13 protein-coding genes are annotated in these 21,742 nt (G+C 46.6%); 10 read left to right on the top strand and 3 right to left on the bottom strand.

The features are described from left to right. The first annotated feature begins 41 nt into the window (after window positions 1–41). The 4 genes from J2Z66_RS25695 (at window position 42) to J2Z66_RS25680 (ending at window position 12,397) form a co-directional block, all read left to right on the top strand. Complete coding sequence (locus J2Z66_RS25695) at window positions 42–1,943, top strand: beta-N-acetylhexosaminidase (protein ID WP_209975593.1); 1,902 nt, start codon at window positions 42–44, stop codon at window positions 1,941–1,943. Next, window positions 1,940–4,279 carry a hypothetical protein gene (locus tag J2Z66_RS25690; RefSeq protein ID WP_209975592.1) on the top strand — a complete coding sequence of 780 codons (2,340 nt, stop codon included), beginning with the start codon at window positions 1,940–1,942 and terminating at the stop codon, window positions 4,277–4,279. The genes J2Z66_RS25695 and J2Z66_RS25690 overlap by 4 nt, the downstream gene beginning before the upstream one ends. Before the next feature lie 87 nt (window positions 4,280–4,366). Continuing rightward, a complete protein-coding gene (locus tag J2Z66_RS25685) occupies window positions 4,367–5,425 on the top strand; it encodes an SGNH/GDSL hydrolase family protein (protein ID WP_312894768.1) in 1,059 nt (352 codons plus the stop codon). 87 nt (window positions 5,426–5,512) lie between these two features. After that, window positions 5,513–12,397 carry a LamG-like jellyroll fold domain-containing protein gene (locus J2Z66_RS25680; protein WP_209975590.1) on the top strand — a complete coding sequence of 2,295 codons (6,885 nt, stop codon included), beginning with the start codon at window positions 5,513–5,515 and terminating at the stop codon, window positions 12,395–12,397. A gap of 536 nt (window positions 12,398–12,933) precedes the next feature. Here J2Z66_RS25680 and J2Z66_RS25675 read toward each other — a convergent pair. From J2Z66_RS25675 to J2Z66_RS25665, 3 genes are all read right to left on the bottom strand, one after another. Further along, a complete protein-coding gene (locus J2Z66_RS25675) occupies window positions 12,934–13,206 on the bottom strand; it encodes a hypothetical protein (protein WP_209975589.1) in 273 nt (90 codons plus the stop codon). Window positions 13,207–13,358: 152 nt separating this feature from the next. Further along, on the bottom strand, window positions 13,359–13,760 hold the full coding sequence (locus J2Z66_RS25670; RefSeq protein ID WP_209975588.1) for a hypothetical protein: 402 nt from the start codon (window positions 13,758–13,760) through the stop codon (window positions 13,359–13,361). 92 nt (window positions 13,761–13,852) lie between these two features. Continuing rightward, window positions 13,853–14,890, bottom strand: coding sequence for an alpha/beta fold hydrolase (locus J2Z66_RS25665; protein WP_209975587.1), 1,038 nt, complete (start codon window positions 14,888–14,890; stop codon window positions 13,853–13,855). Window positions 14,891–15,220: 330 nt separating this feature from the next. Between J2Z66_RS25665 and J2Z66_RS25660 the strand changes: the two genes are divergently transcribed. The 6 genes from J2Z66_RS25660 (at window position 15,221) to allD (ending at window position 21,681) form a co-directional block, all read left to right on the top strand. After that, window positions 15,221–17,374 (top strand): acyltransferase family protein, encoded by a 2,154-nt coding sequence (locus J2Z66_RS25660; RefSeq protein WP_376774477.1) that lies wholly within the window; start codon window positions 15,221–15,223, stop codon window positions 17,372–17,374. Between the two features lie 60 nt (window positions 17,375–17,434). Beyond that, window positions 17,435–17,941: an RNA polymerase sigma factor SigV gene (sigV, locus tag J2Z66_RS25655; RefSeq protein ID WP_209975585.1), complete on the top strand. Its 507-nt coding sequence runs from the start codon at window positions 17,435–17,437 to the stop codon at window positions 17,939–17,941. After that, on the top strand, window positions 17,942–18,844 hold the full coding sequence (gene rsiV, locus J2Z66_RS25650; RefSeq protein ID WP_209975584.1) for an anti-sigma-V factor RsiV: 903 nt from the start codon (window positions 17,942–17,944) through the stop codon (window positions 18,842–18,844). Between the two features lie 90 nt (window positions 18,845–18,934). Further along, window positions 18,935–19,630 (top strand): GntR family transcriptional regulator, encoded by a 696-nt coding sequence (locus tag J2Z66_RS25645; protein WP_209975583.1) that lies wholly within the window; start codon window positions 18,935–18,937, stop codon window positions 19,628–19,630. Window positions 19,631–19,687: 57 nt separating this feature from the next. After that, the gene (locus J2Z66_RS25640; protein WP_209975582.1) at window positions 19,688–20,473 is read left to right on the top strand and encodes an SDR family NAD(P)-dependent oxidoreductase; all 786 of its coding nucleotides are present in this window, start codon (window positions 19,688–19,690) and stop codon (window positions 20,471–20,473) included. 146 nt (window positions 20,474–20,619) lie between these two features. Further along, window positions 20,620–21,681 carry an ureidoglycolate dehydrogenase gene (gene allD / locus J2Z66_RS25635; protein ID WP_209975581.1) on the top strand — a complete coding sequence of 354 codons (1,062 nt, stop codon included), beginning with the start codon at window positions 20,620–20,622 and terminating at the stop codon, window positions 21,679–21,681. Window positions 21,682–21,742: the final 61 nt, after the last annotated feature.

Below are 21,742 nucleotides of genomic sequence, written 5' to 3'. Positions count from 1 at the left end.
ATGCGAAAAGCCATTAACAAATATAAAAAGGAGCAGATTCAATGACTACAGAGCAAGTCTTATTCGTTCCCAGTCCGAGAGAGGTTCGTTATATGCCCGGATTTTATACCATATTTCGAGAGGGATCTGTTTGTGTTCCAACAGATTCAAATGAAAGATTGGTAAAAATAGCGGAGAGGACTCAGCATATGATTCAAGAATTAATGGGGCACGACTATCCTGTTAGTTTCGGAAATGATCTGAGCGATGCTCAGATAAGCTTCGAGAGAAAGGAGGATCTCCCCTCGGAGGGTTATACTTTGGAAATCAGCCAAGGAGGAGTTTTCATCGAATTCAATGACGAAGCTGGTGCCTTCCATGCCGTAAGTACCTTAAAGCAACTCTTGGTACAGCATAAGAATGACGCGAAGATTCCTTGCCTGTACATCTCCGATTATCCCGATTTCGGTGCAAGAGGAGTGATGCTGGATATTAGCAGAGACAGAATACCGACGATGGAAACCTTATATCGCATCGTCGAATTCATGGCGGATCTCAAGCTCAATCAGCTGCAGCTTTATATGGAAGGATTTTCTTATGCCTATCCGTCTTTCCCGGATGTATGGAAGGAACAAACGCCGGTCACTCCAGAAGAGATCAAGTTGTTGGATCAGTACTGCAAAGACAGATTTATTGATCTCGTTCCAAATCAGAACAGTTTCGGACATATGACGCCGTGGTTGATCCGCGAAGAATTCAACGCACTCTCGGAATGTCCGGATGGATGTATAGCGCCATGGGGATGGTACCAACCGATGACCTTAAATCCGGTGGATCCCGATGTTTTCAAGTTTCTTGAGCGCACGTTCGATGATCTTCTTCCTGCGTTTTCCTCCCGCTATTTTAACGTGGGATGCGATGAAACCTTTGAATTGGGCCAAGGTAAAAGCAAGGAGCAATGCGAAGAACGGGGCAAAGGGATTGTTTATCTGGAGTATCTATTGAAATTGCATGAACTGGTAGGGAAGAAAGGAAAAAAGATGATGTTCTGGGCAGAAATCATCGCAACACATCCAGAGTTAATCCCGCAACTGCCAAAGGATCTCATCGCTTTGGAATGGGGGTATGCAGCAGATGAACCCAATCCTGCTCATTGCGAGACCCTGATGAAGAGTGGAATTCCTTATTATGTCTGTCCCGGTACATCAACCTGGAACACAATTGGCGGGCTTACGGACAATATGAAATCGAATTTGCGTAATGCCGCAACATTAGGAAAGAAGTTCGGAGCAATCGGGTATTTGAATACAGATTGGGGATCGCCGCATCATTGGCATCATCTGCCGATCAGTTATCCCGGCTTTATCTACGGAGCGGCGTTAAGCTGGGGGGTAGATCAGAATATCGATGTAGATATTGCTGGTTACCTCGACCGGTTCGTATTTCTTGATCGTAATCTTAATATGGGACAATTTGCTCTGGACCTTGGAAACTATTACTTGCAAGAACAGAAAACGAATTTCGATGGAAGCGGCATCTTCAGAACCTTGTATTATGACCAGCTCAAGGATACGAATAAAGATCTGGAGAGGCTTAATCTGCCGAAGCTGAATAGAGAGGACTTCGAAGGGGTGGAGAAGTACGTAACAAATTTACTAGGCGTGTTGGAGCAAGTGGATTTGCAATGCGACGATGCAGATCTTGTGATCGCCGAATATGGGAATGCAATTGATCTGATCCTGCATGGAGCCAAGCTCGGCCAATTTAAACTATCTTCATTGGAAGAAGCTGTTCGTAAGGAGCGGCTTTCCGTTATGATTCAAGAATTGAATGGAATTATGAGCAATTATGAACAGATATGGCTAAGCCGCAATCGAGTGGGCGGGATGAAGGAAAGTTTGATGAATCTCGAAAAATTAGCTGATGAATATAGCGAGGCTTTGAAGGAGTTGAGACACCAATGAGATTAAACTGTCATGCAGAACCCGACTGGAATCGAATTTCGGGATTGTTTCCGCGAACGAGGTCGAAGCGAGTCTATATTCACGGGCCGTTGGCAAATACTTTAGTTGAAGTGCGGCCGGATTTCACCATAATGATCAAGGATGCGCTTGGCCGCAAAGGGGACTTGCGCCGTGGTCACGGTTTTCTAATTGGATCCAGGGGTCAACCGCAGTTTTTTGATTATCGCAACGTTGAACAAGCACTGTTTTCGCCTAAGGAACCGATTCTTTTCTCTTCCCTATCCCAATCAGACTTTGCACACCGCTTGACCAGCTTGACGTTAACAGATTCGGATGGCAATATGCGCGTGCATCAATACCTGTCGATAACGAATCTACATCCAACACAGACGAGAACCGGTCAATGGTATTTCCAAAATATCGAAGCGAGTCACGATCAATTTTATGTTCATGCGAATGAGGATTATGTTCCTTTCAACAGCGTGGCAGCACCATGGCTTAATGGCATGAGCCTGGAGCAGCAGATCATTGATTCTACTTCGGGCAGTTTGCTAAATCCTGAGGGATTAACGCTTATGCGATACAAAGCCGACTCATCCTCACATGTAGAATATAGGGCTCAAGCAGGTGAGTTCAAGCATATTCTGAGATTTGAGATGACTCTGGCTCCAGGTGAAACGAAGCAAATCCAGGTTGAGATTTATGATACGTTCGTCCAGAAATTGCCGGGTTCCAGGTCGGATGAGATCGAGGCTTTTATGGATGAGGAAACGGGAATAGCGGAGAGTAGAAAAATCTGGAATGAGAGCTTGTCCAACCAATCCCAGGTTTATGTACCGGAAGCGGCTATTCAAAAGATTTTTGATACTGCACAGACGAACTCCTTACAGTTGATTGCTCAGAGGGAGGATGGGGCAGCACTTCCAGGGCAAGGAGGATTTAACGATTATACGGTTGTGTATACATGGGAAGTATCCATTTATTTGCGCATGTTAACCCGGTTAGGGGAAACGGATATCGTAAAAAAGACGCTGGCCTACTTTTTGAGTACCCAGGAAAATAGTATTGGCCCGGAAGGGGATATCCTATCGCCAGAGGGCTCATTTCGTGCCTATATTTTCTGGATGGGAGAAACTGGTTCCGTTCTAGGGCTGCTCGCAGATTATTATCTGGTTACGAAAGATCGGGAATGGCTTAGAGCGAATCTGTCCATTATACTCCATGCATGTGAGTGGGTTTGCAAAGAACGCAATGCGACTAAAGTGTATAAGAATGATGGCACAAAAGCTGCCCACTTTGGGTTGCTACCCGAAGGGCGGGTTCATGATTGGCCGGATAAAGGCTATTTCTACTTTTCGAATGTGACGACATGGCAGGGTCTAAGCAGTATGGCTGCGGCTTTGGCTGATATTGAACATCCAGATGCGCCTGGATACCTGACTGAAGCCAATGAATACAAGATATGTATTCTCGAGTCCATTAAGCAAGGAACTTATGTTGATCATGAAAATGTCAGATGGATGCCGAATGAAGTCTATACAAAGATGGATGTTCGAACTGGCGTCTATGCAATCGATGGACCAATTAGCTTCATGGATACAGGATTGATCCAGCCGTCGGATGAAATCATCCCGGAAATTGAATATATGATGCGTAAGCACTATGCGATGAGCGACATGTTTGCTGTTAAGCTTCCAGGGATGGAGGATCCGACATTAGGAGTGCTCCAAGAGGAATATGCAGGGACTCCGATTGACCTGTATTACGTTAACAGTGCGGAAAGAGTATGGCACCGCACATGGAGCTTGCGAGGAGAAAGGGAGAAAGCACTACGCTATTTCTACTCGACAATGGCTTTTTCTACGACGCTTGATACCTTCCATGTGCATGAACGTTATAGTCCCCAACTTCCGTGGTTGTCTCCTTGGCAGCCGAATGGAAGCGGAAATGGGCGTATTATGGAAATGATTTTAAATACGCTATTTATCGTAGAAAACGATAAGCTTTACCTTCTGCCTTGCGTTCCTGCTGAATGGCTTGATGTTGGAAAACATGTTCAGGTGAACCATGTAGGCACCGTCTTCGGAAAGCTTTCGTTTTTCATCGAAAGAAGCTCATTGCATACAATTGAAGTGAATCTTTCTCTGCCGTCGGGTATTGATCAAGTGTCCTTAAACCTGTTCATGAGAAATAATTATCGTATTCATGAAATAGAAGAGTTGAGTATAGACGGCAAGGCTTCGGATTGGCATGGAAGCGTTAGCGTGAATACATTGGCGTTGAAAGATCCGGGCCGGGAAATGAAGTTTAAAGTAGTCTTGTCTGCTTCACATTAATCAGCTCGACATTCCATCACAATTATTGTGCGGGCAGCAGACATGGTATAGCAACGATATGTCATGATACTTAGGAGGTTCTGGCTTGTGGTTCAAATTGATCCTGAAGATGAGGAACTGCTTTGGCTTTCTCCCTATGAGCCGCCTTTTCAAATATCTGGATTCGCTTGGTGGTCGCAGGAGCGTAAGTATCGCAGGCTGCCGGTTGTGGTCGCAGGAGCTATTCGTGAAGAGGTGGACAACTTGGCAAACCATACAGCAGGTGGGCAAATACGTTTTCAGACAAATGCCACCCAATTAATGATCAAAGTGAGGTTATATGGTCCAAACAACATGGACCATATAACAGCAACTGCTGTTAACGGCTTTGATTGTTATTTGGGTTTGCCTGGCTCCCAGTTATACTATGGGACAACACGCTTCCCCCACAATGCAGATGAATACGAAAGCGTATTCTTTAAATCCGTTGAACCTGAATTACGATGCATTACCCTTAATTTCCCGCTTTATCAAGGCGTACATGAAGTGCAAATCGGGGTGAATTCAGACGCGAAAATGATGGAATTTCCCCCATATGACTCTGACGGCAAGGTCATCTTGTACGGCACATCGATTACACAGGGAGGCTGCGCCTCACGCCCTGGAATGGCTTACAGTAATATTTTGAGCCGTAGATTCAATATTGAATTTATAAATCTGGGCTTTTCCGGAAATGGCAAGGGTGACCCGGAAATTGCGGAGTACATTAGCCAAATTGAAAAACCGGGATGTCTGGTGCTGGATTATGATGCCAATTGCGTGAATCTGAATGGTTTAATTACGACCATGCCTGAATTTATTCGAATCTTCCGCAGCCGGCATTCCGAGGTCCCTATCCTCGTCGTATCACGAACTCCCTGTGGATATGAGCAGGTCAAATCCTCAACCTATGAAGAAAGAGTGGCAAGAAGGAACTATCAAAGCGGGCTGGTCAGGGAGCATCGGGAGCAAGGAGATCGATTCATTTATTTTTGCGATGGAGCGGATTTACTTGGGGAAGTATGGGATGAATGTACAGTAGATGGCCTACATCCGACTGATCTTGGCTTTATGCTGATAGCCAATGGGTTAACTCCGATCCTTAAGGACATCTTGCAGATAAGTTAACATGCATGATCCAGAGGGAGCTGATTTCCATGCCTGAGCTACAGTTAGTTGAAAAAATACTAGTGTTAGTTAAAGAGGAGGATATCAATGTTAAATCATGTACGGTTAATAAGCTTCAAAAGACATATGTGCTTGCTATGGGTGCTGATGCTCGGATTGCCCGTTTTCGCATTTGCGGCTGCTGCTCATGTACAGGCAAGCGGCGAACAACTTGTGGAGATCCATATAGATGCATCCAGCCAGGTTGACGGTAATCGAATAACACAGCTTGTGGATTCGGTTGGCGTTTCTTATTTACCAAAGGATGATCTTCCGGCAGAATGGGCTAAAACAAGATTTGATAATGTGAATAAATGGAATATACAAAACTTTGCTGTTGTATCGTGGGACAAAAACCAAGATGCCGGGTACAGTGAGAATAATGGGGTTGTTACTTTCACAGATTTCCGCGGCGAAGGCGAGGAAACGCTTAAGGAATTAGTAACGAATCAAATACACAGCGGGTCCAAACCAATTTTGTATTTTCATGGTATTCCAGCGCCTATCGCAGAGGGGGGATACAGAAGCGGAGCGTATGCATATAACGCGAATCCGCCTTCGGATTATAACAAATGGTATCTTTATGTCGAAGCGGTAACACAGTATCTGGTGGATAACTTCGGAATTGATGAGGTATCCACATGGGGGTTTGAATTTTGGTCAGAGCCTGATTCGCAGCTTGTCGCCGATGCTGAGACATTTCTGAAAACTTTCGATTACTGGTTGGCAGGTCTGGAATCTGTCCTGGGTGCAGGCAACGTATACGCCGGAACCTATTTTACGTATTTGGGAACCCCTTTTGTCAATTATTCCATAGATCACTGGGGACGTGGCACGAACTTTTATTCCGGCGAAATGGGTACAAGAATTTCCTGGGTAGGCACTACGAACTGGGTGTGGAGCCAGGAACAAATGAATCAGCTTCCTGGAACGGGCGGTAACTTCCAGCAACTGACCGATATTTTAAGTTATTATTCGAATCAATTATCCAGATATCCTCAGCTTAAGAATGTTAATATTAACACTTATGAATCGGGCAGAGGGGAGCCTGGTATTGTCGTCACATGGGCGGATCATTATGGAGCCTCCAATTATGCTTATAGGAATGATCTATACACGCAATATCCACGCACTAAGAATATTATTAATTATGGCGATTGGGGCACCACAGCCCCTGGTTATGAGTCGAGTCCTCATGTTCTAACACCTGCGTTTAATGTTTATCGGATAGAAAGAGATATGAACGGGCAGAGGCAGCTTCCGGTGTCGGCTTATGGAGTAAAGGCAAATCCATCTGATTTTGTCGGAGGATATGCCTCGGCTTCAGATGAAGAAACCAATACCTACAGGGTGGTTGCGTATAATTTCAATACGGATTATGACACCAATGTATCGGAAAATGTAAAAGTCGTTCTGGATAACGTCCCCGGAACCCAGGTCACGATAAAAGAGTATCTTATCGACGATGGTCATAACAACTGGTGGAAAGACTGGAAACAATATCGGAATGATAACGATATTTCTTATATAAACAGTCGGGGTTATGGAAATTATCCTTCATGGACATTGCCAAACCACCACAGCATATATTCAACTACCGATGATGTGGGATTTGCCAAGTGGGTTGAGAAAGCACCGGATTACCTTTCCCGGCAAGAATTGCAATTGACAGCGGTGCCGAGCGTGTATCCGGTAAACGACGGAAAAGTAGAGATTTCACGAACTCTGACGGGTCATAGTGTACTATACATGGTCATAGAAGCTTCTCCGACAAGATCAGGTTATGGAGCCGATATGGGTTTTGAGAATGGAAGCTTATCGGACTGGACAACTGACGGCAATGTTCTAATTGAAACGGATGATAAAAAGGACGGAGCATACAGTGTTAAACTTTCCGGAATAAGCAGTGTTCCTGCTGCGGCCAAACAAATGGTGTCGGGACTTGTTCCCGGAAAGAGATATACCCTGACGGGGTGGGCTAAACCGGAGGGAAGCAGAATGGAATATGGAATTTATGTTCAGAAACCGGGCGATACCGTCAGCCGCATTATCGGTCACGGATTGTACGGCGCTCAATCAGATTGGAACAGAATGGCGGTGACGCAAGAAGCGGATGAGAATGGTCAATTGGAAGTGGGAGTTATGGCTCCGGTTCAATCCAGTACACGGTCTGTAGTATTTGATACGTTAAGATTGCAAAGAAGCGGTACGGATAGTGAACCTTCTCTGGAACCTGCCCCGGTCGGGGAGTGGCAATTCAATGCGGGCAGCGGAACGCAAGCAGCGGATACATCGGGATACGGGCACAACGGAACGATTGCCGGGGCATCATGGATAACCGGGATTAACGGAAATGCACTGAATTTCGATGGAACAAGCGAAAGCTATGTGGATATAGCGGATGCGAATATTAACATTGGTTCGAATTTCACTTTAGCAGCGTGGGTTAAGGCACCCCGGGACAGGGGAACGAATCATGTCTTGCTGGCCAAGGGACCCAAGGATGCGGGGCACTATGAATTGTATATTGGTCAATCGGATGGGAAGTTTAAATTCTATGCCCCGGACTTGGGAGGATTCAACAGCGAGACGGCCATTGACGACAATGAGTGGCATCACGTAGCTGTAACCTATCAAGGAAACACGATAAAGATGTACGTAGACGGTGCGCTGAAAAATTCCGTACCGGCGTCGGGAGTGATTGTGGATGAAATGGAGACGTTGCGTTTGGGGGCGATGGCGGATGGATCTTCACCGATCAAAGGCGCTCTTGATGAAGTGAGCATCTATAATCGGGAATTGAACGCAACACAAATTGCGACACTCCATAAGAAGGGCAATGGCAATCTGATCGGAGAGTGGAAATTGAATGATAGCAGCGGAACGAATGCAGCCGACACATCGGGATACGGACATCACGGAACGATTGCCGGAGCAACATGGACTACCGGAAAAAGCGGAAATGCATTGAAGTTCGATGGAACAAGCGAAAGCTATGTGGATATAGCGAATGCGGATATCAACATCGGTTCGAATTTCACGCTGGCCGCATGGGTTAAAGCTCCTCAGGCCAGGGAGGAGAATCATGTCTTGTTGGCCAAGGGGCCCAAGGATGCGGGACATTTCGAATTGTATATCGGCGCTGAGGATGGGGAGCTCAAATTCTATGCTCCGGACTTATTTGTATTCAGCAGCGGGACGGCCATTGACGACAATAAGTGGCATCACGTAGCGGTGACCTACCAAGGAGACACCATAAAGTTCTATGTAGACGGTGAGATTAAAAATACGGTGTCGGCGTCGGGAGCGATTGCGGACGAGATCGAAACGTTGCGATTGGGAGCGTTGGTGGACGGCTCTTCTCCGTTCAAAGGTGTTCTTGCTGAAGTTGAATTGTATAGCTGGGAATTGAATCAGACGGATATCTCAGCACTCTTTCAGGACGGTAATGGCAATCTGATCGGGGAATGGAAATTGAATGAAGGCAGCGGAACGTATGCAGCGGATACATCGGGATACGGGTACAACGGAACAATTGCCGGGGCATCGTGGATAACCGGGATCAACGGAAATGCATTAAGTTTCGATGGAACAAGCGAAAGTTATGTGAATATAGCGGATGCGGATATCAACATCGGTTCGAATTTCACGCTGGCAGCAATGGTTAAAGCCCCTCAGGCCAGGGAGACGAAACATGTATTTTTAGCCAAGGGATCCATGAATGCCGGACATTACGAATTGTATATGGATGAATCGGATGGACAGCTCAAATTTTATGCACCGGACTTAGGGGAATTCAGCAGTGAGACGGCCATTGACGACAACGAGTGGCATCATGTAGCGGTGACCTACCAAGGGGATACCATAAGGTTCTATATAGACGGCGTGCTGAAAAATTCCGTGTCGGCGTCGGGAACGGTTGCGGACGGAATGGAGACGTTGCGTTTGGGGACGTTGGCGGATGGATCTTTACCGTTCAAAGGCGCCCTCGGTGAAGTAAGTATCTATAATCGGGAATTGAGCCCAGCACAAATCGCGGCACTTCATAAGAAGGGTAACGGTTACCTGATCGGGGAGTGGAAATTCAATGCGGGCAGCGGAACGCATGCAGCGGATACATCGGGATACGGACATCACGGAACGATTACCGGGGCATCGTGGATAACCGGGATCAAAGGAAATGCATTGAATTTCGATGGAACAGGCGGAAGTTATGTGGAAATAGCGGATTCGGATATCAACATCGGTTCGAATTTCACGCTGACCGCATGGGTTAAAGCTCCTCAGGCCAGGGAGACGAATCATGTATTGTTGGCCAAGGGACCCAAGGATACAGGACATTTTGAATTGTATATCGGTGCAGGGGATGGAGAGCTCAAATTCTATGCTCCGGACTTATTTGTATTCAGCAGCGGGACGGCCATTGACGACAACGAATGGCATCACGTTGCTGTAACCTACCAGGGGGACACCATAAAGTTCTATGTGGACGGTGTGCTTAAAAATACCGTGATGGGGTTGGGAGCAATTGCGGAAGAGATCGAAACGTTGCGTTTGGGAACGTTGGCGGACGGATCTTTACCGTTCAAGGGTGCCCTTGATGAAGTGAGCATCTATGGTCGGGAATTAAGTCAAGCAGAGATAACGGCACTTACTGTTATTTCCCCCGGGACTGCGAGCAATGAGAAAGACATTACTTCATTCAGCTTGGTAGCGGAAACCGGAGCGGCCACAATCAATGCGACCGCGCATACGGTAGCAATTGAAGTAGCGTACGGGACTAACTTGAACAGTTTGGTTGGCACGTTCGGATTATCCGCGGGGGCCGCGGCAAAAGTTGGCACCGTGGATCAAGTAAGCGGCACGACCGCTAACGACTTCACGACGCCGGTCACCTATGTGGTGAAAGCGGCTGACGGCAGCACGCAGAATTGGACGGTCACTGTGTCCGTAGCAGCTTTTCAGAACGGCAATCTGATTGGGGAATGGAAGTTGAATGAAGGCAGCGGAACGAATGCAGCCGACACATCGGGATACGGCCATCACGGAACGATTGCCGGGGCATCGTGGATAACCGGGATCAAAGGAAATGCATTGAATTTCGATGGAACAAGCGGAAGTTATGTGGAAATAGCGGATTCGGATATCAACATCGGTTCGAATTTCACTCTGGCAGCATGGGTTAAAGCTCCTCAGGATAGGGAGACGAATCATGTACTGTTGGCCAAGGGACCCAAGGATGCGGGACATTTTGAATTGTATATCGGTGGAGGGGACGGAGAACTCAAATTCTATGCCCCGGACATATTTGTATTCAGCAGCGGGACGGCCATTGACGATAACGAATGGCATCACGTAGCTGTGACCTACCAGGGGGACACCATAAAGTTTTATGTAGACGGTGTGCTTAAAAATACGGTGTTGGCGTCGGGAGCGATTGCAGACGAAATAGAGACGTTGCGTTTGGGGACGTTGGCGGATGGAACTTTCCCGTTCAAGGGTGCCCTTGATGAAGTGAGCATCTATAGTCGGGAATTAAGTCAAGCTGAAATAACGGCACTTACTGTTATTTCCTCCGAGACTACGAGCAATGCAAAAGATATTACTTCATTCAGCTTAGTAGCGGAAACCGGAGCGGCCACAATCAATGCGACCGAGCATACGGTAGCAATTGAAGTAGCGTACGGGACTAACTTGAACAGTTTGGTTGGCACGTTCGAATTATCCGCGGGCGCCGCGGCAAAAGTTGGCACCGTGGATCAAGTAAGCGGCACGACCGCTAACGATTTCACGACGCCGGTCACCTATGTGGTGAAAGCGGCTGACGGTAGCACGCAGGGTTGGACGGTAACCGTAACTGTGAAAGCGGCACCTCCTATTGGTGGAGGTTCAACACCTCCTAGTGGTGGTGGCCCAACACCTCCAGGCAACACTAAAACAAGCTCAACGGATGGCAAGTTAACACTTCCGGCAGGTAAAGAGGGCGAGGTTAGTTTGGACAATGTAATCGTAGTCTCGATTCCGGCCAATGCTGCAGATAAAGAATTAAAAGTAACGATAGACAAAGTGATGGACGCGCACAAGCTTCTCACGAATAATGAAGTTCTGGTGACTTCGGTTTATGAGATTCTAAAGAACTTCCCGGATAACTTTATGAAGTTGGTCACGCTAACCTTTAAGTTTGATCCTGCTAGTCTGAAAAACAACCAATCTGTGGCTGTTTTCTACTATGATGAAACGAAGAAAAGCTGGGTTGAAGTTGCTGGCGGCAAAGTAAGCGGAAATCATATTTCTGTGACAATCAATCACTTCACGAAGTTTGCTGTATTCGCTGTAGACAAATCCACAGAAGACCAATCAACAGATGTGCCTACTTCAGAGTCTTCGATTAAATTGAGCGACATTGCCGGACATTGGGCTGAAGCTGGGATCAAGCAAGCCGTGAGCAACGGAATCATCGCGGGTTATCTGGATGGGACTTTCAAGCCGAATCAGACCGTGACGCGCGCGGAATTTACGGTCATGCTGATGAATACGTTAAAGCCGCAAGGAGCAGGAGCAGCGCTGACTTTCACCGATGCCGCGAAGATCGGGACATGGGCGAAGAGCGCAGTGGCGCAAGCAGTCAAAGCCGGCTATATCAAAGGGTATCAGGACGGGACCTTCCGTCCGGAGGCAGCGATTACTCGCGCTGAGATGGCGATGATGATTGCAAACGCATTGGGTCTGTCTTTGGAAGAGAATGTCTCATCCGGCTTTGCGGATGACAAAGACATTCCAGATTGGGCGAAAGGCGCAGTCGCAGCCATTAAAAAATCAGGCTATATAGAAGGGAAAGGATCAAATAAATTCGATCCTAATGCCAAGATGACAAGAGCAGAGGCCGTGACCGTTCTTCTGAAACTATTGGAGCCAAAAGAGCAAGTAAATTAAAAGAACAATGGCTCAATACCACAATCAGTGCTTGACAAATGAATGGATAGCTAAAACTGGAAAAACATCTGCCAATCTTGTACGGTTGAAAGTCCTACCCAACAACAAAAGAGGAATAGACTGATGCAGAATCCGTATATCACAACGACGGAGGATATCCTCCAGATACGGAAAGGACTTAGTCTCTAACGGTCACCGCTGACCTTTAGAGACTGATTTTTACATATTCACGATTCTAATGGACATCCGCGACTAAACTTGACCCACAACGCTTCCAGAAAAATGGGATTTCATATTAGCTCCATATGAGCGTTGTTCAAGAGCGGAAAATATACTATTTTACCAATATATGATGAAATTTGATCTCTCCTCGTAGAGCCCCAGCTCTATTTTCTGTAAAAGAGCCGCTTTCATGTCGGGGGTCCGCGGCAAGCCATAGCTGTTTTTAGTAATTTTGTTCGTTCCCAGTGCGTTTAAAAGGGAAAAATTATTATTATTGGGCTCATTTGGATATTTTTTATTTATATAAAATCAACTTAATTTCCAATATTTGATGTTTCCATAAAATTGGAAGCATAGTGGGGCAAGCTTAGACATCCGCGACCATTAGAAGGCGGTTTTCCCCACAATCGCCCCCTTTTCAGCCTATAAGGGCCATCCGTGACCGTTACAATCTCATTTCGCTGCATTTCCACTTCTAACGGACTGCGGTGAACTGCGGTGACCATTAGCGCACGTGTTACCTTCGCCGATATGAAAATAGCTATGACAAGTATCGGGCCGCTATAAAGCTGGCATTTTCGTAGCATTTAACCTCCATCGAATGTTAGTTTGACTATCAAGCACTGATTATTAGGTTGAGCCAGAACAATAATAGAGTTATGGGTTATCCTTTAATCGGTTGAACAACTGGTTGAAGGATAACCATTTAATCGCTGAGGGTTCAATTCCCCGCAGCTTGCTACGTCAGTAACTTAGATTTTGAGGTATAATGAACACACATATAGATAGAGTTCTTGGAAATCGGAATGGGTACAACAATGTTCGCTTCTTGGTGCAATCGGTATCTTTTAAACGGGTGATTGACTTGTCTTCCTCCTCCAATAATCTTTAGATGGTCAAGATCTAGCTCTCCCTGATGTTTATGTTTCTCTCTTAATTCTTCCCGTAACTGTTCCTCGGACTGTATAGTTTTCGTAACTACTGGTTCATGAACAGATTTGTTGTTATTGGGGCTATGACTAGGTGATTTGATAGGTGTATACGTATTTTGATTTGTTGAAGATGGCGAAATACCTTCTCCTGCAGTTGAACATGCAGTAAGTATGCTAACTACAAAAATGAGCAACGTTATTTTTTTCATAATAGAGCCACCTTTCTAATAATAAGATGTCTCCTTCAGCATTAAAGTCGCGCTTTATTAATAGAACTCCTATTATAGTTAATCCTCCGCGGTTACTTTTTATCCTCAATAAGCCTTTCAATTTCCTGAGTAATTATTTCTGGATGATATTGATGAATGTAATGCTCAGCATCTTCAACGATAATCTGTTTGGTTTGGTTGGACCATTTTTTCCAAGTTTCCAGATTGTTGAGCGGGTTTATGTCCACAGATTCGGCTGTTCCTGCTGATATAATGGTTAATGGAATCTGGAGAGGCTTGGCACCATCCATTACATGCAGTGCGTTGCGCCGGCTTTCTTTCATTTCTGCAACCATGTTGGAGTTTACAGCTTGAATGAAAGTGGCCTTCTTGTCTAGTGTGCGAATTTCGGCGGGCAGGAGCTGCAGGCTGTTGCGTTCGTTATTTATGCTGTCGACCATGGAGGGGATTGCATACAATGCTCTGGCTGCGCCGGTTTCGATCAGCATTTTCTGAAATCTGGCGATCGCGGTTAACGGTTTGTGGGCGCTGTAAAAGTCCGGGGTATCACTGTCAATTAGCACGATACCTGTGACCTCCCCGGGGTACTTTTGAGCGTACCGGATGCTTTCCAAGGCTGCCAGCGAATGACCGACCCACAGGTATGGGGGATGCTGGCCGGCCGCTTGCAGGAGTGTATGTATTTCCTCGACAATCGTGTCTATATCTCTTGGTCTGTCAGTGACATCACTAAAGCCGTAGCCTGGACGGTCATAGACAGCAAATTTGGCATGCTTGGACAAGTCTTCATAAAGCGGGTAATAATCCGCGTAGGGGCTAGCCGTTGCCCAGCCCGAAGCAAGCACTACAGTTACATCCCCCGCACCTACCTCACTGTTTGAACCTTCTGAATTTTCTGAACCTGCAGAACTTCCCGAACTTCCCGATCCTCCTGTATAAACATGCATATTGTAGCCATTTACTTTAAAAAGCTGCCCCGGAGGCGTATAACCCTGTATATCCTTCTTGACGCTTATTCTCTCGTACATATTGCCAGCGAGCATAAGCACAAGGATGATTACTGCAAAGATGGCCGCTGGTTTCCGCATTTTCTTTATTAGTTTTCGCATAATAACCTTCCTTCGTTGCTTTCACTTATTCTTTTAATTCATCGTAGCAGCTTCTTCATTTATCTGGAACACTCCAGAGACGGGGAACTATACTGGATCTTAGTCGAGTACTTCTTCTTATACACCTATAACCAAACAGCCAGGTGGACGCCTTCTCTTTCCCACAGTTTTTTTTACTGCTTCGAAATAAATAAAACTATTTCCTTGGCCCATGCGTCTTCATTAGGTAACTGTGAAACACGGTGCGTTCATGCAGCCTTAGCTTCGAGGAACTGCATGTTGAGATTCATTGCTGCTTTGTACATACATGATGAGAAGGAAGTGTTTAACGTGATTAAAAAGACCACAGCCACGTCTGAGCCTTTAGCTCGCACCGGACGCTACATGCCAGGAATAGACGGACTCAGGGCGCTGGCTGTGCTTGCGGTTATCGCCTATCATTTCAACTTGGACTGGGCCCCTGGGGGATTCCTTGGTGTCGGAGTATTCTTCGTTCTTTCCGGGTATCTGATCACGGACCAGATTATTCATAAGTGGAAACGAAGCAAACGGCTTGCGCTGAAGGACTTTTGGCTGCGGAGGGCGAGAAGGCTGCTTCCGGCAATGCTTACTATGCTGCTGCTTGTACTCGCATGGCTTCTGCTCGTTGACAAATCCCGCCTGTTATCGCTGAAAGGGGAAGTGCTGTCAACGGTTTTTTACACCAATAATTGGTGGCTTATTTTTCACGATGTATCCTATTTTGAGAGCTTCGGTCCTAGTTCTCCGCTGGGTCACCTTTGGTCGTTAGCTATTGAAGAGCAATTTTACTTGATATGGCCGTTGGCTTTGGCGCTTGGTTTGCGCTTTTTTCCGCAGCGGGGCAAGCTGCTGCTGCTGACCCTAACGGGAGCAGCGCTCTCTGCTTTTGCCATGAGCCTGCTTTTTCAGCCGGGAGCTGATCCTAGCCGGGTGTATTATGGGACCGATACGAGGTCTTTTGCTCTGCTGATTGGAGCCGCACTAGCAATCGTCTGGCCGAGTCAGAGACTGACCAGTCAGATTTCATCCAAGACGCGCCTGATGCTCGACTCCACCGGAGGATTTGGTCTTGTTCTGATCTTGCTCATGATGGGGCAAATGAGCGAGTATGAAAGTTTTGTTTACCGCGGCGGTCTGGTGCTGCTGTCTGTTCTTACTGCAATTGTTGTGGCTGTACTCGCACATCCGGCCAGCAGACTTGGCAAATTAATGGGATGCAAGCCATTGCGGTGGATTGGCGTGCGCTCATATGGCATTTATCTTTGGCATTATCCTGTTATTGTGCTGACTAGTCCTGTCGTGGATACTGGAGATATTGACGTCCTGCGGGTGGTGCTTCAGATAGGAGCCAGCCTCGTGTTAGCGGCTCTTTCATGGAAATTTATCGAGGAACCGATTCTCCATGGTGCACTCGGAAAGCTATGGGCGAGGGTTCGCACAGGATCACTGGAATTAAAGAAGCGTAGAATACTTTTCGTTTCGATAGGCCTGGTCTTTTTGGTATGTGTGTCCTTCTATGGCAGTCTGAAGCAGTCATCATACCTGCTCGCTGCTGATCCAATTGTTCAGCTTGCCGGCAATGGCTCCGTCAATTCGCAGCATCCCCTGATTCAGGAGGAGACCTCGGATGAAGCAACGGGAGAGGTCCCAAAGGGAGCCTCGGAGGGAGTCCCGAAGGGAATCGCGAAGGAATCCTCGAGGGGAATCGCGAAGGAAGCCTCGAAGGAAGTCCCGAAGGGAATCGCGGAGGAAACCACGGAGGGAGACTCGAATGAAGTGCCCAAGGAAACCCCGAAGGAAACTACAGGTGAGGCTGAAGTGGACGCTTCTGCTGAAGCTTCAGAAGAAGCGTCAACAGACGGAACAGATGTTGCAGTAGAAGATACACCAGAAGATGCAACAGAAGCAACCCAACAAGAGACGCAACCAGGATCTGACTCTGGGACAGCAGAAAAAGAAGAGCCGCTCCAAAAGCCAGGCGCTTCAAATACAGATTCAGGAAAGGGCGTTACCGCAATAGGGGATTCTGTAATCCTGGATGCTGCGCCGTTCCTCGAAAAGCTGCTCCCCGGCATCGTAATCGACGGCAAAGTAGGCCGGCAAATGTCACAGGCACAGGAAGTGGTCGACCAGCTGAAGTCGGAGGGGAAATTGAAAAGCCATGTGATCATTGAGCTTGGCACCAACGGCGCTTTCACCGCCAAGCAACTCGGAAAGCTGCTAGACTCGCTCAGCGAGGTTCAGCAGGTCATCCTCGTGAACACCCGTGTCCCGCGGAAATGGCAGGATACAGTGAACAGCACTTTGAAGAAGGTGGCTGCGGATTTCCCTAATGCTGCAATTTTAGACTGGTACTCATTCAGCGAAGGCAAGGAAGATTTCTTTTCCAAGGATGGTGTTCACCTTAAATCGGAAGGCGCTGAATTTTATGCCTCACTTTTGACGGAAGCAGTTCAGGATTAACCTAAATTGTGAAAAGAGCTGCAGTAGCAGCAGAACAAAGGGGGAAGGAGCTTTACATTCATGGCTAGCGATCATCTGGAAAACTTACTTATACGTTTTATAACTGACAATCAGAGTCATATATACCGACTGGCCTATAGCTATGTCAAAAACCAGCAGGACGCTCTGGATATTGTGCAGGAATCGATCCATAAGGCAATTTCGGCAGCGGCAACACTTAGAGAATCCAGGGCGATTAAAAGCTGGCTGTATAGAATTGTGGTGAATACTTCATTAGATTTTTTAAGAAAGCAAAAGAGGGTTCAGCTTGTAGATGAAGCAACCTTGGAGCTGTATGGCACGGGGATGGAGGATGTTTATCAGGATCTGGATTTGGAAAAGGCCTTGGAGGAGCTGCCGCATAAATATCAGAGTGTAGTCGTGCTGAGATATTTTGAGGATTTAAAGATTGAGGAGGTAGCCGAGGTTTTAAGCGAAAATGTAAGTACGATCAAAACCCGGTTATATCAGGCGCTCCGAATGCTGCGGGTCAAATTGAGTGACGGATCTTTGGAGGAGGTAAAGTAGATGGACAACAAATTGGGGCAATTAAAAAAACAATATATGGACGTACCTATCCCTGCCGAGCTGGATTTCATCGTGAAAAATGCGCTTAAGCAAAGCGTACAAAGCAAGCAAAACAAACAAAGCTTTAAGAAAAGCCTTAGCTTCAAGTGGATTGTTGGAACCGGGGTGGCGGCCGTTATATTTGTAACAGGAATTAACAGCAGTCCAGTTATTGCCAATGCTTTTGCAGGCATTCCTGTCGTCGGAAGTATTGTGAAGGTACTTACTTTTCGGGAATATAAGATCGATGATCAGACCTACAACGCACATTTAAAGGTGCCTGCCATTGCCAATCTGGAAAACAAAGAACTGGAGCAGCTATTAAATCAAAAATATTTGCAAGAAAACAAACAGCTGTATCAAGAGTTTATCACAGAGATGGAAAGCTTAAAGCAGGATGGCGGCGGACATTTAGGTGTCGACAGCGGGTATGAGGTCAAGACGGATAATGAAAGTGTATTGTCGATCGGCAGGTATGTGGTAAATACGGTAGGTTCATCTTCAACAACGATGAGTTATGACACGATAGACAAGAAAAACCAGATTCTCTTAACTTTGCCCAGCTTATTTAAAGATGATCAGTATATTAACATCATAAACCATTTCGTCAAAGAACAGATGGTAGCGCAGATGAAGGAAGATCCGGATAAAGTGTATTGGGTGGCAGGAGCAGGGGAGGAGTCGCCGATAACTCCTTTTGAGACGATAGCAGCTGATCAACAATTTTACATCAATAATGAGGGGAAATTAGTGATTTCTTTTGATAAATATGAGGTAGCTCCCGGGTATATGGGCATTATTGAGTTTGTCATTCCAACGGAGGCCATTAAGGACCTTCTGGTTAGCGATGCTTACATTCATTAACATCATTCATCTTGACAAAATAATATCATCTGATATATTAGAAAAAACGAAGCATTCAGAGAATATAACGGAGAATACAGGTGATAGCGGATGAAGAACAATTTGGAGTCTTTAGACAAGGAACAATTTATGGGCAGCACCGATATCAAGGAACGGGTGTATCTCCAGCTTAAACAAATGATTATGAGAAGAGAGTTTACGCCAAATGAGCGGATCGATGCTGTTGAAATCGCTGAAAAGCTCGGTATTAGCCGGACTCCTGTGCGGGATGCGCTGAATATGCTGGATGGTGAAGGGTTTATTACGACGGTGCCCCGCCAAGGTATTTATGTCAAAGGCGTCTATAAGCAGGATTTAATCGAGCTTTTTCAGTACCGGGAAATGGTGGAGCTGTTTGCTTTGGAGGCAGGGTTCGACCATTTGCGGGAGCGCGTGGAGGAAGCGGCGGGTATTGTGGATGATTTCGAGAAGTTGATTACTTCCGAGCAGTACGAGGGCACTCAGGTTATGGAATCAGACATCCAGCTGCATAAGCTCATTGTTGAATCCACGCAAAACAGAAGAATCATTGAGTCTTACGAAAAAGTAAACGGTCACGTTCAAATGGCAAGAGCTTATTATTTGCAGGATTTACAGCGAATCCACAATGCTCATATGGAGCATAAGGAGCTTCTGCAGGCATTGAAGGAGGGTGATAAGGAAAAAGCCAAGCGGCGCTTGAAGGAGCATTTGGATCAGACTTTGAGCAATCTTTTAGCGATTATTGATATTTATAAGGTTTTTTAGATTTTTTAAGAAGGATGCAGGTAACCACAAATCCAATGGTGTGATGGAGGTATGTTCATGAGCAATTTATCTGGAAAAGTGGCTATTGTAACGGGCGGTACGGCTGGTATTGGTGCCGGGATCGCCAAGCTTTTTGCTCAAAAAGGGGCGAATGTAGCTATTGTAGGCCGAAATGAAGAGCGGGGACGCAAGGTGCTCCAAGCGATTGAAGGATCTGGTGTAAAAGGACTTTTCGTACAGGCGGATGTGGGATTAAAAGAAGATACGATCCGGTACGTGGAAGCGGCGCTTTCCGCTTTTGGAGGGCTGCATATCATGGTCAATAACGCCGCAGTTATTCATCAAGCGAATGTGGTGGATACAGAAGAAGAGGATTGGGAGCGCATCATCCGCAATAATCTGACCAGCTGCTTTCTCGGCAGCAAGTATGCTGCAAAGGCCATGATAGAGCAAAAACAAGGAGGACGTATTATCAACGTATCCTCCATTCATGCGACGCTGTCAGAGCCGTCTTGTTCCGCGTACACGGCTGCCAAGGGCGGCATCGAATCGTTTACGAGAACGCTGGCAACAGAGCTGGCCCCTCATAAAATCACCGCTAATATTTTGGCTCCCGGAGCGACTTATACTGAATTGACCACACCTATGTACACGCCGGCCGTCAAAGAAGCGCTTTTCAAGCGTATTCCCCTGCAGGATATTGCGGAGCCTGAAGATATTGCCCATGCCGCTTTATATTTGGCCTCTAATGAATCCAGGTATATGACAGGCTCGATGCTAACGATTGATGGCGGGTATGTGATGGACGGAAGCCTGCCTGGCGCTGTTTATTGGGAAGAATAAGCAAAAAGTAAGCAGCATTTTTTTATGCAATTTTTGATATATCAGTTGATATAACAAAAAGAGATGATGACGAAAGAATCAGAAGAATCAGAAGGATGAGTGGAACGAGTAAGTAGGACGAGAGTGATGGGGAAGGTTGGAAGCAAATGACTGAACTTAATAGGGAAAATATCAGGGAAGAAAAGCTACTCTCCCCTCAACAGCTGACTGAGCTATGTGTCAATAAATTAACAAAAGCAGGCATAGCTCACGAGCACGCCCGGATAACCGCTGATGTGCTGGTGCATGCCAATCTAAGGGGCGTCGATTCGCATGGTGTCCTTCGGATGGAGCACTACATTCAGAAAATAACACATGGCGGAATCAATGCGAATCCGCAAATTACCGTTCATCCGACGGGACCTGTTACGGCGACTGTGGATGGCGATGACGGCTTAGGCCATATCATAGCGGAAAAAGCGATGAGTCATGCCATCGAGCTCGCCCGGGCAAGCGGGATCGGTATGGTAGGGGCAACGAACAGCAGCCATTGCGGGGCTTTGTCCTACTTTGCGGAAATGGCAGCCAGGCAAAATATGATCGGTATGGTCATGACCAACACAGACAAAATGGTCGTTCCCTTCGGAGGAAGCCAAGCTTTCTTCGGAACGAATCCTATGGCCTTCGGTTTTCCCTCAGGCACAAAGCCGCCGATCATTGTGGATATGGCCACAAGCTCTGTGGCCTATGGGAAAATCTTGGAGTCGCTCCAAGCCGGCAAATCCATTCCAGCCGATTGGGCGGTGGATGCTGAAGGAAAGCCGGTAACAGATCCCCACCAGTTCTCTGCGCTGCTCCCTTTTGGTGGAGCTAAGGGATATGCGCTGGGTCTTGTAGTGGATATTTTCGCAGGCATACTTACTGGCTCGCCCTATGGTCCTCACGTAAGTCAAATGTACGGAGGCGACTATACAGATCGCCGGAAGCTGGGTCATTTTTTCTGCGCCATTGATGTGTCGAGGTTTACGGGTAGAGACTCGTTTCTGGCAAATATCGACCAGATGATGGATGAACTTCATACCGTACCGCCGGCGCCAGGAAACAAAGGTGTTATGCTGCCAGGAGAGCCTGAATATCTGCGGGCATGCGACAGACAGGATAAGGGCATTCCCATTCCATTGGAGTTGTTCCAATATTTAAATGAGCCGGAGGGGCTTGTAATTGACTAATTAGTTACCAGAAAGATAATGAGGGCCGGAGGGTTTCACAGAGTGCATATGCTGAACCTAG

It is taken from the genome of Paenibacillus eucommiae (genome assembly GCF_017874215.1).
Classification (GTDB): Bacteria; Bacillota; Bacilli; order Paenibacillales; family NBRC-103111; genus Paenibacillus_AI; species Paenibacillus_AI eucommiae.
Note: the sequence above shows the minus strand (reverse complement) of the source record. Positions and strands in the feature narration are given on the sequence as shown.

Coding starts and splice junctions, on each gene's coding strand:
- J2Z66_RS25675 (WP_209975589.1), bottom strand. CDS start 13,206: ATGCTACGAAAATGCCAGCTTTATAGCGGCCCGATACTTGTCATAGCT.
- J2Z66_RS25665 (WP_209975587.1), bottom strand. CDS start 14,890: ATGCGAAAACTAATAAAGAAAATGCGGAAACCAGCGGCCATCTTTGCA.
- J2Z66_RS25690 (WP_209975592.1), top strand. CDS start 1,940: ATGAGATTAAACTGTCATGCAGAACCCGACTGGAATCGAATTTCGGGA.
- J2Z66_RS25695 (WP_209975593.1), top strand. CDS start 42: ATGACTACAGAGCAAGTCTTATTCGTTCCCAGTCCGAGAGAGGTTCGT.
- sigV (WP_209975585.1), top strand. CDS start 17,435: ATGGCTAGCGATCATCTGGAAAACTTACTTATACGTTTTATAACTGAC.
- J2Z66_RS25640 (WP_209975582.1), top strand. CDS start 19,688: ATGAGCAATTTATCTGGAAAAGTGGCTATTGTAACGGGCGGTACGGCT.
- J2Z66_RS25680 (WP_209975590.1), top strand. CDS start 5,513: ATGTTAAATCATGTACGGTTAATAAGCTTCAAAAGACATATGTGCTTG.
- rsiV (WP_209975584.1), top strand. CDS start 17,942: ATGGACAACAAATTGGGGCAATTAAAAAAACAATATATGGACGTACCT.
- J2Z66_RS25670 (WP_209975588.1), bottom strand. CDS start 13,760: ATGAAAAAAATAACGTTGCTCATTTTTGTAGTTAGCATACTTACTGCA.
- J2Z66_RS25645 (WP_209975583.1), top strand. CDS start 18,935: ATGAAGAACAATTTGGAGTCTTTAGACAAGGAACAATTTATGGGCAGC.
- allD (WP_209975581.1), top strand. CDS start 20,620: ATGACTGAACTTAATAGGGAAAATATCAGGGAAGAAAAGCTACTCTCC.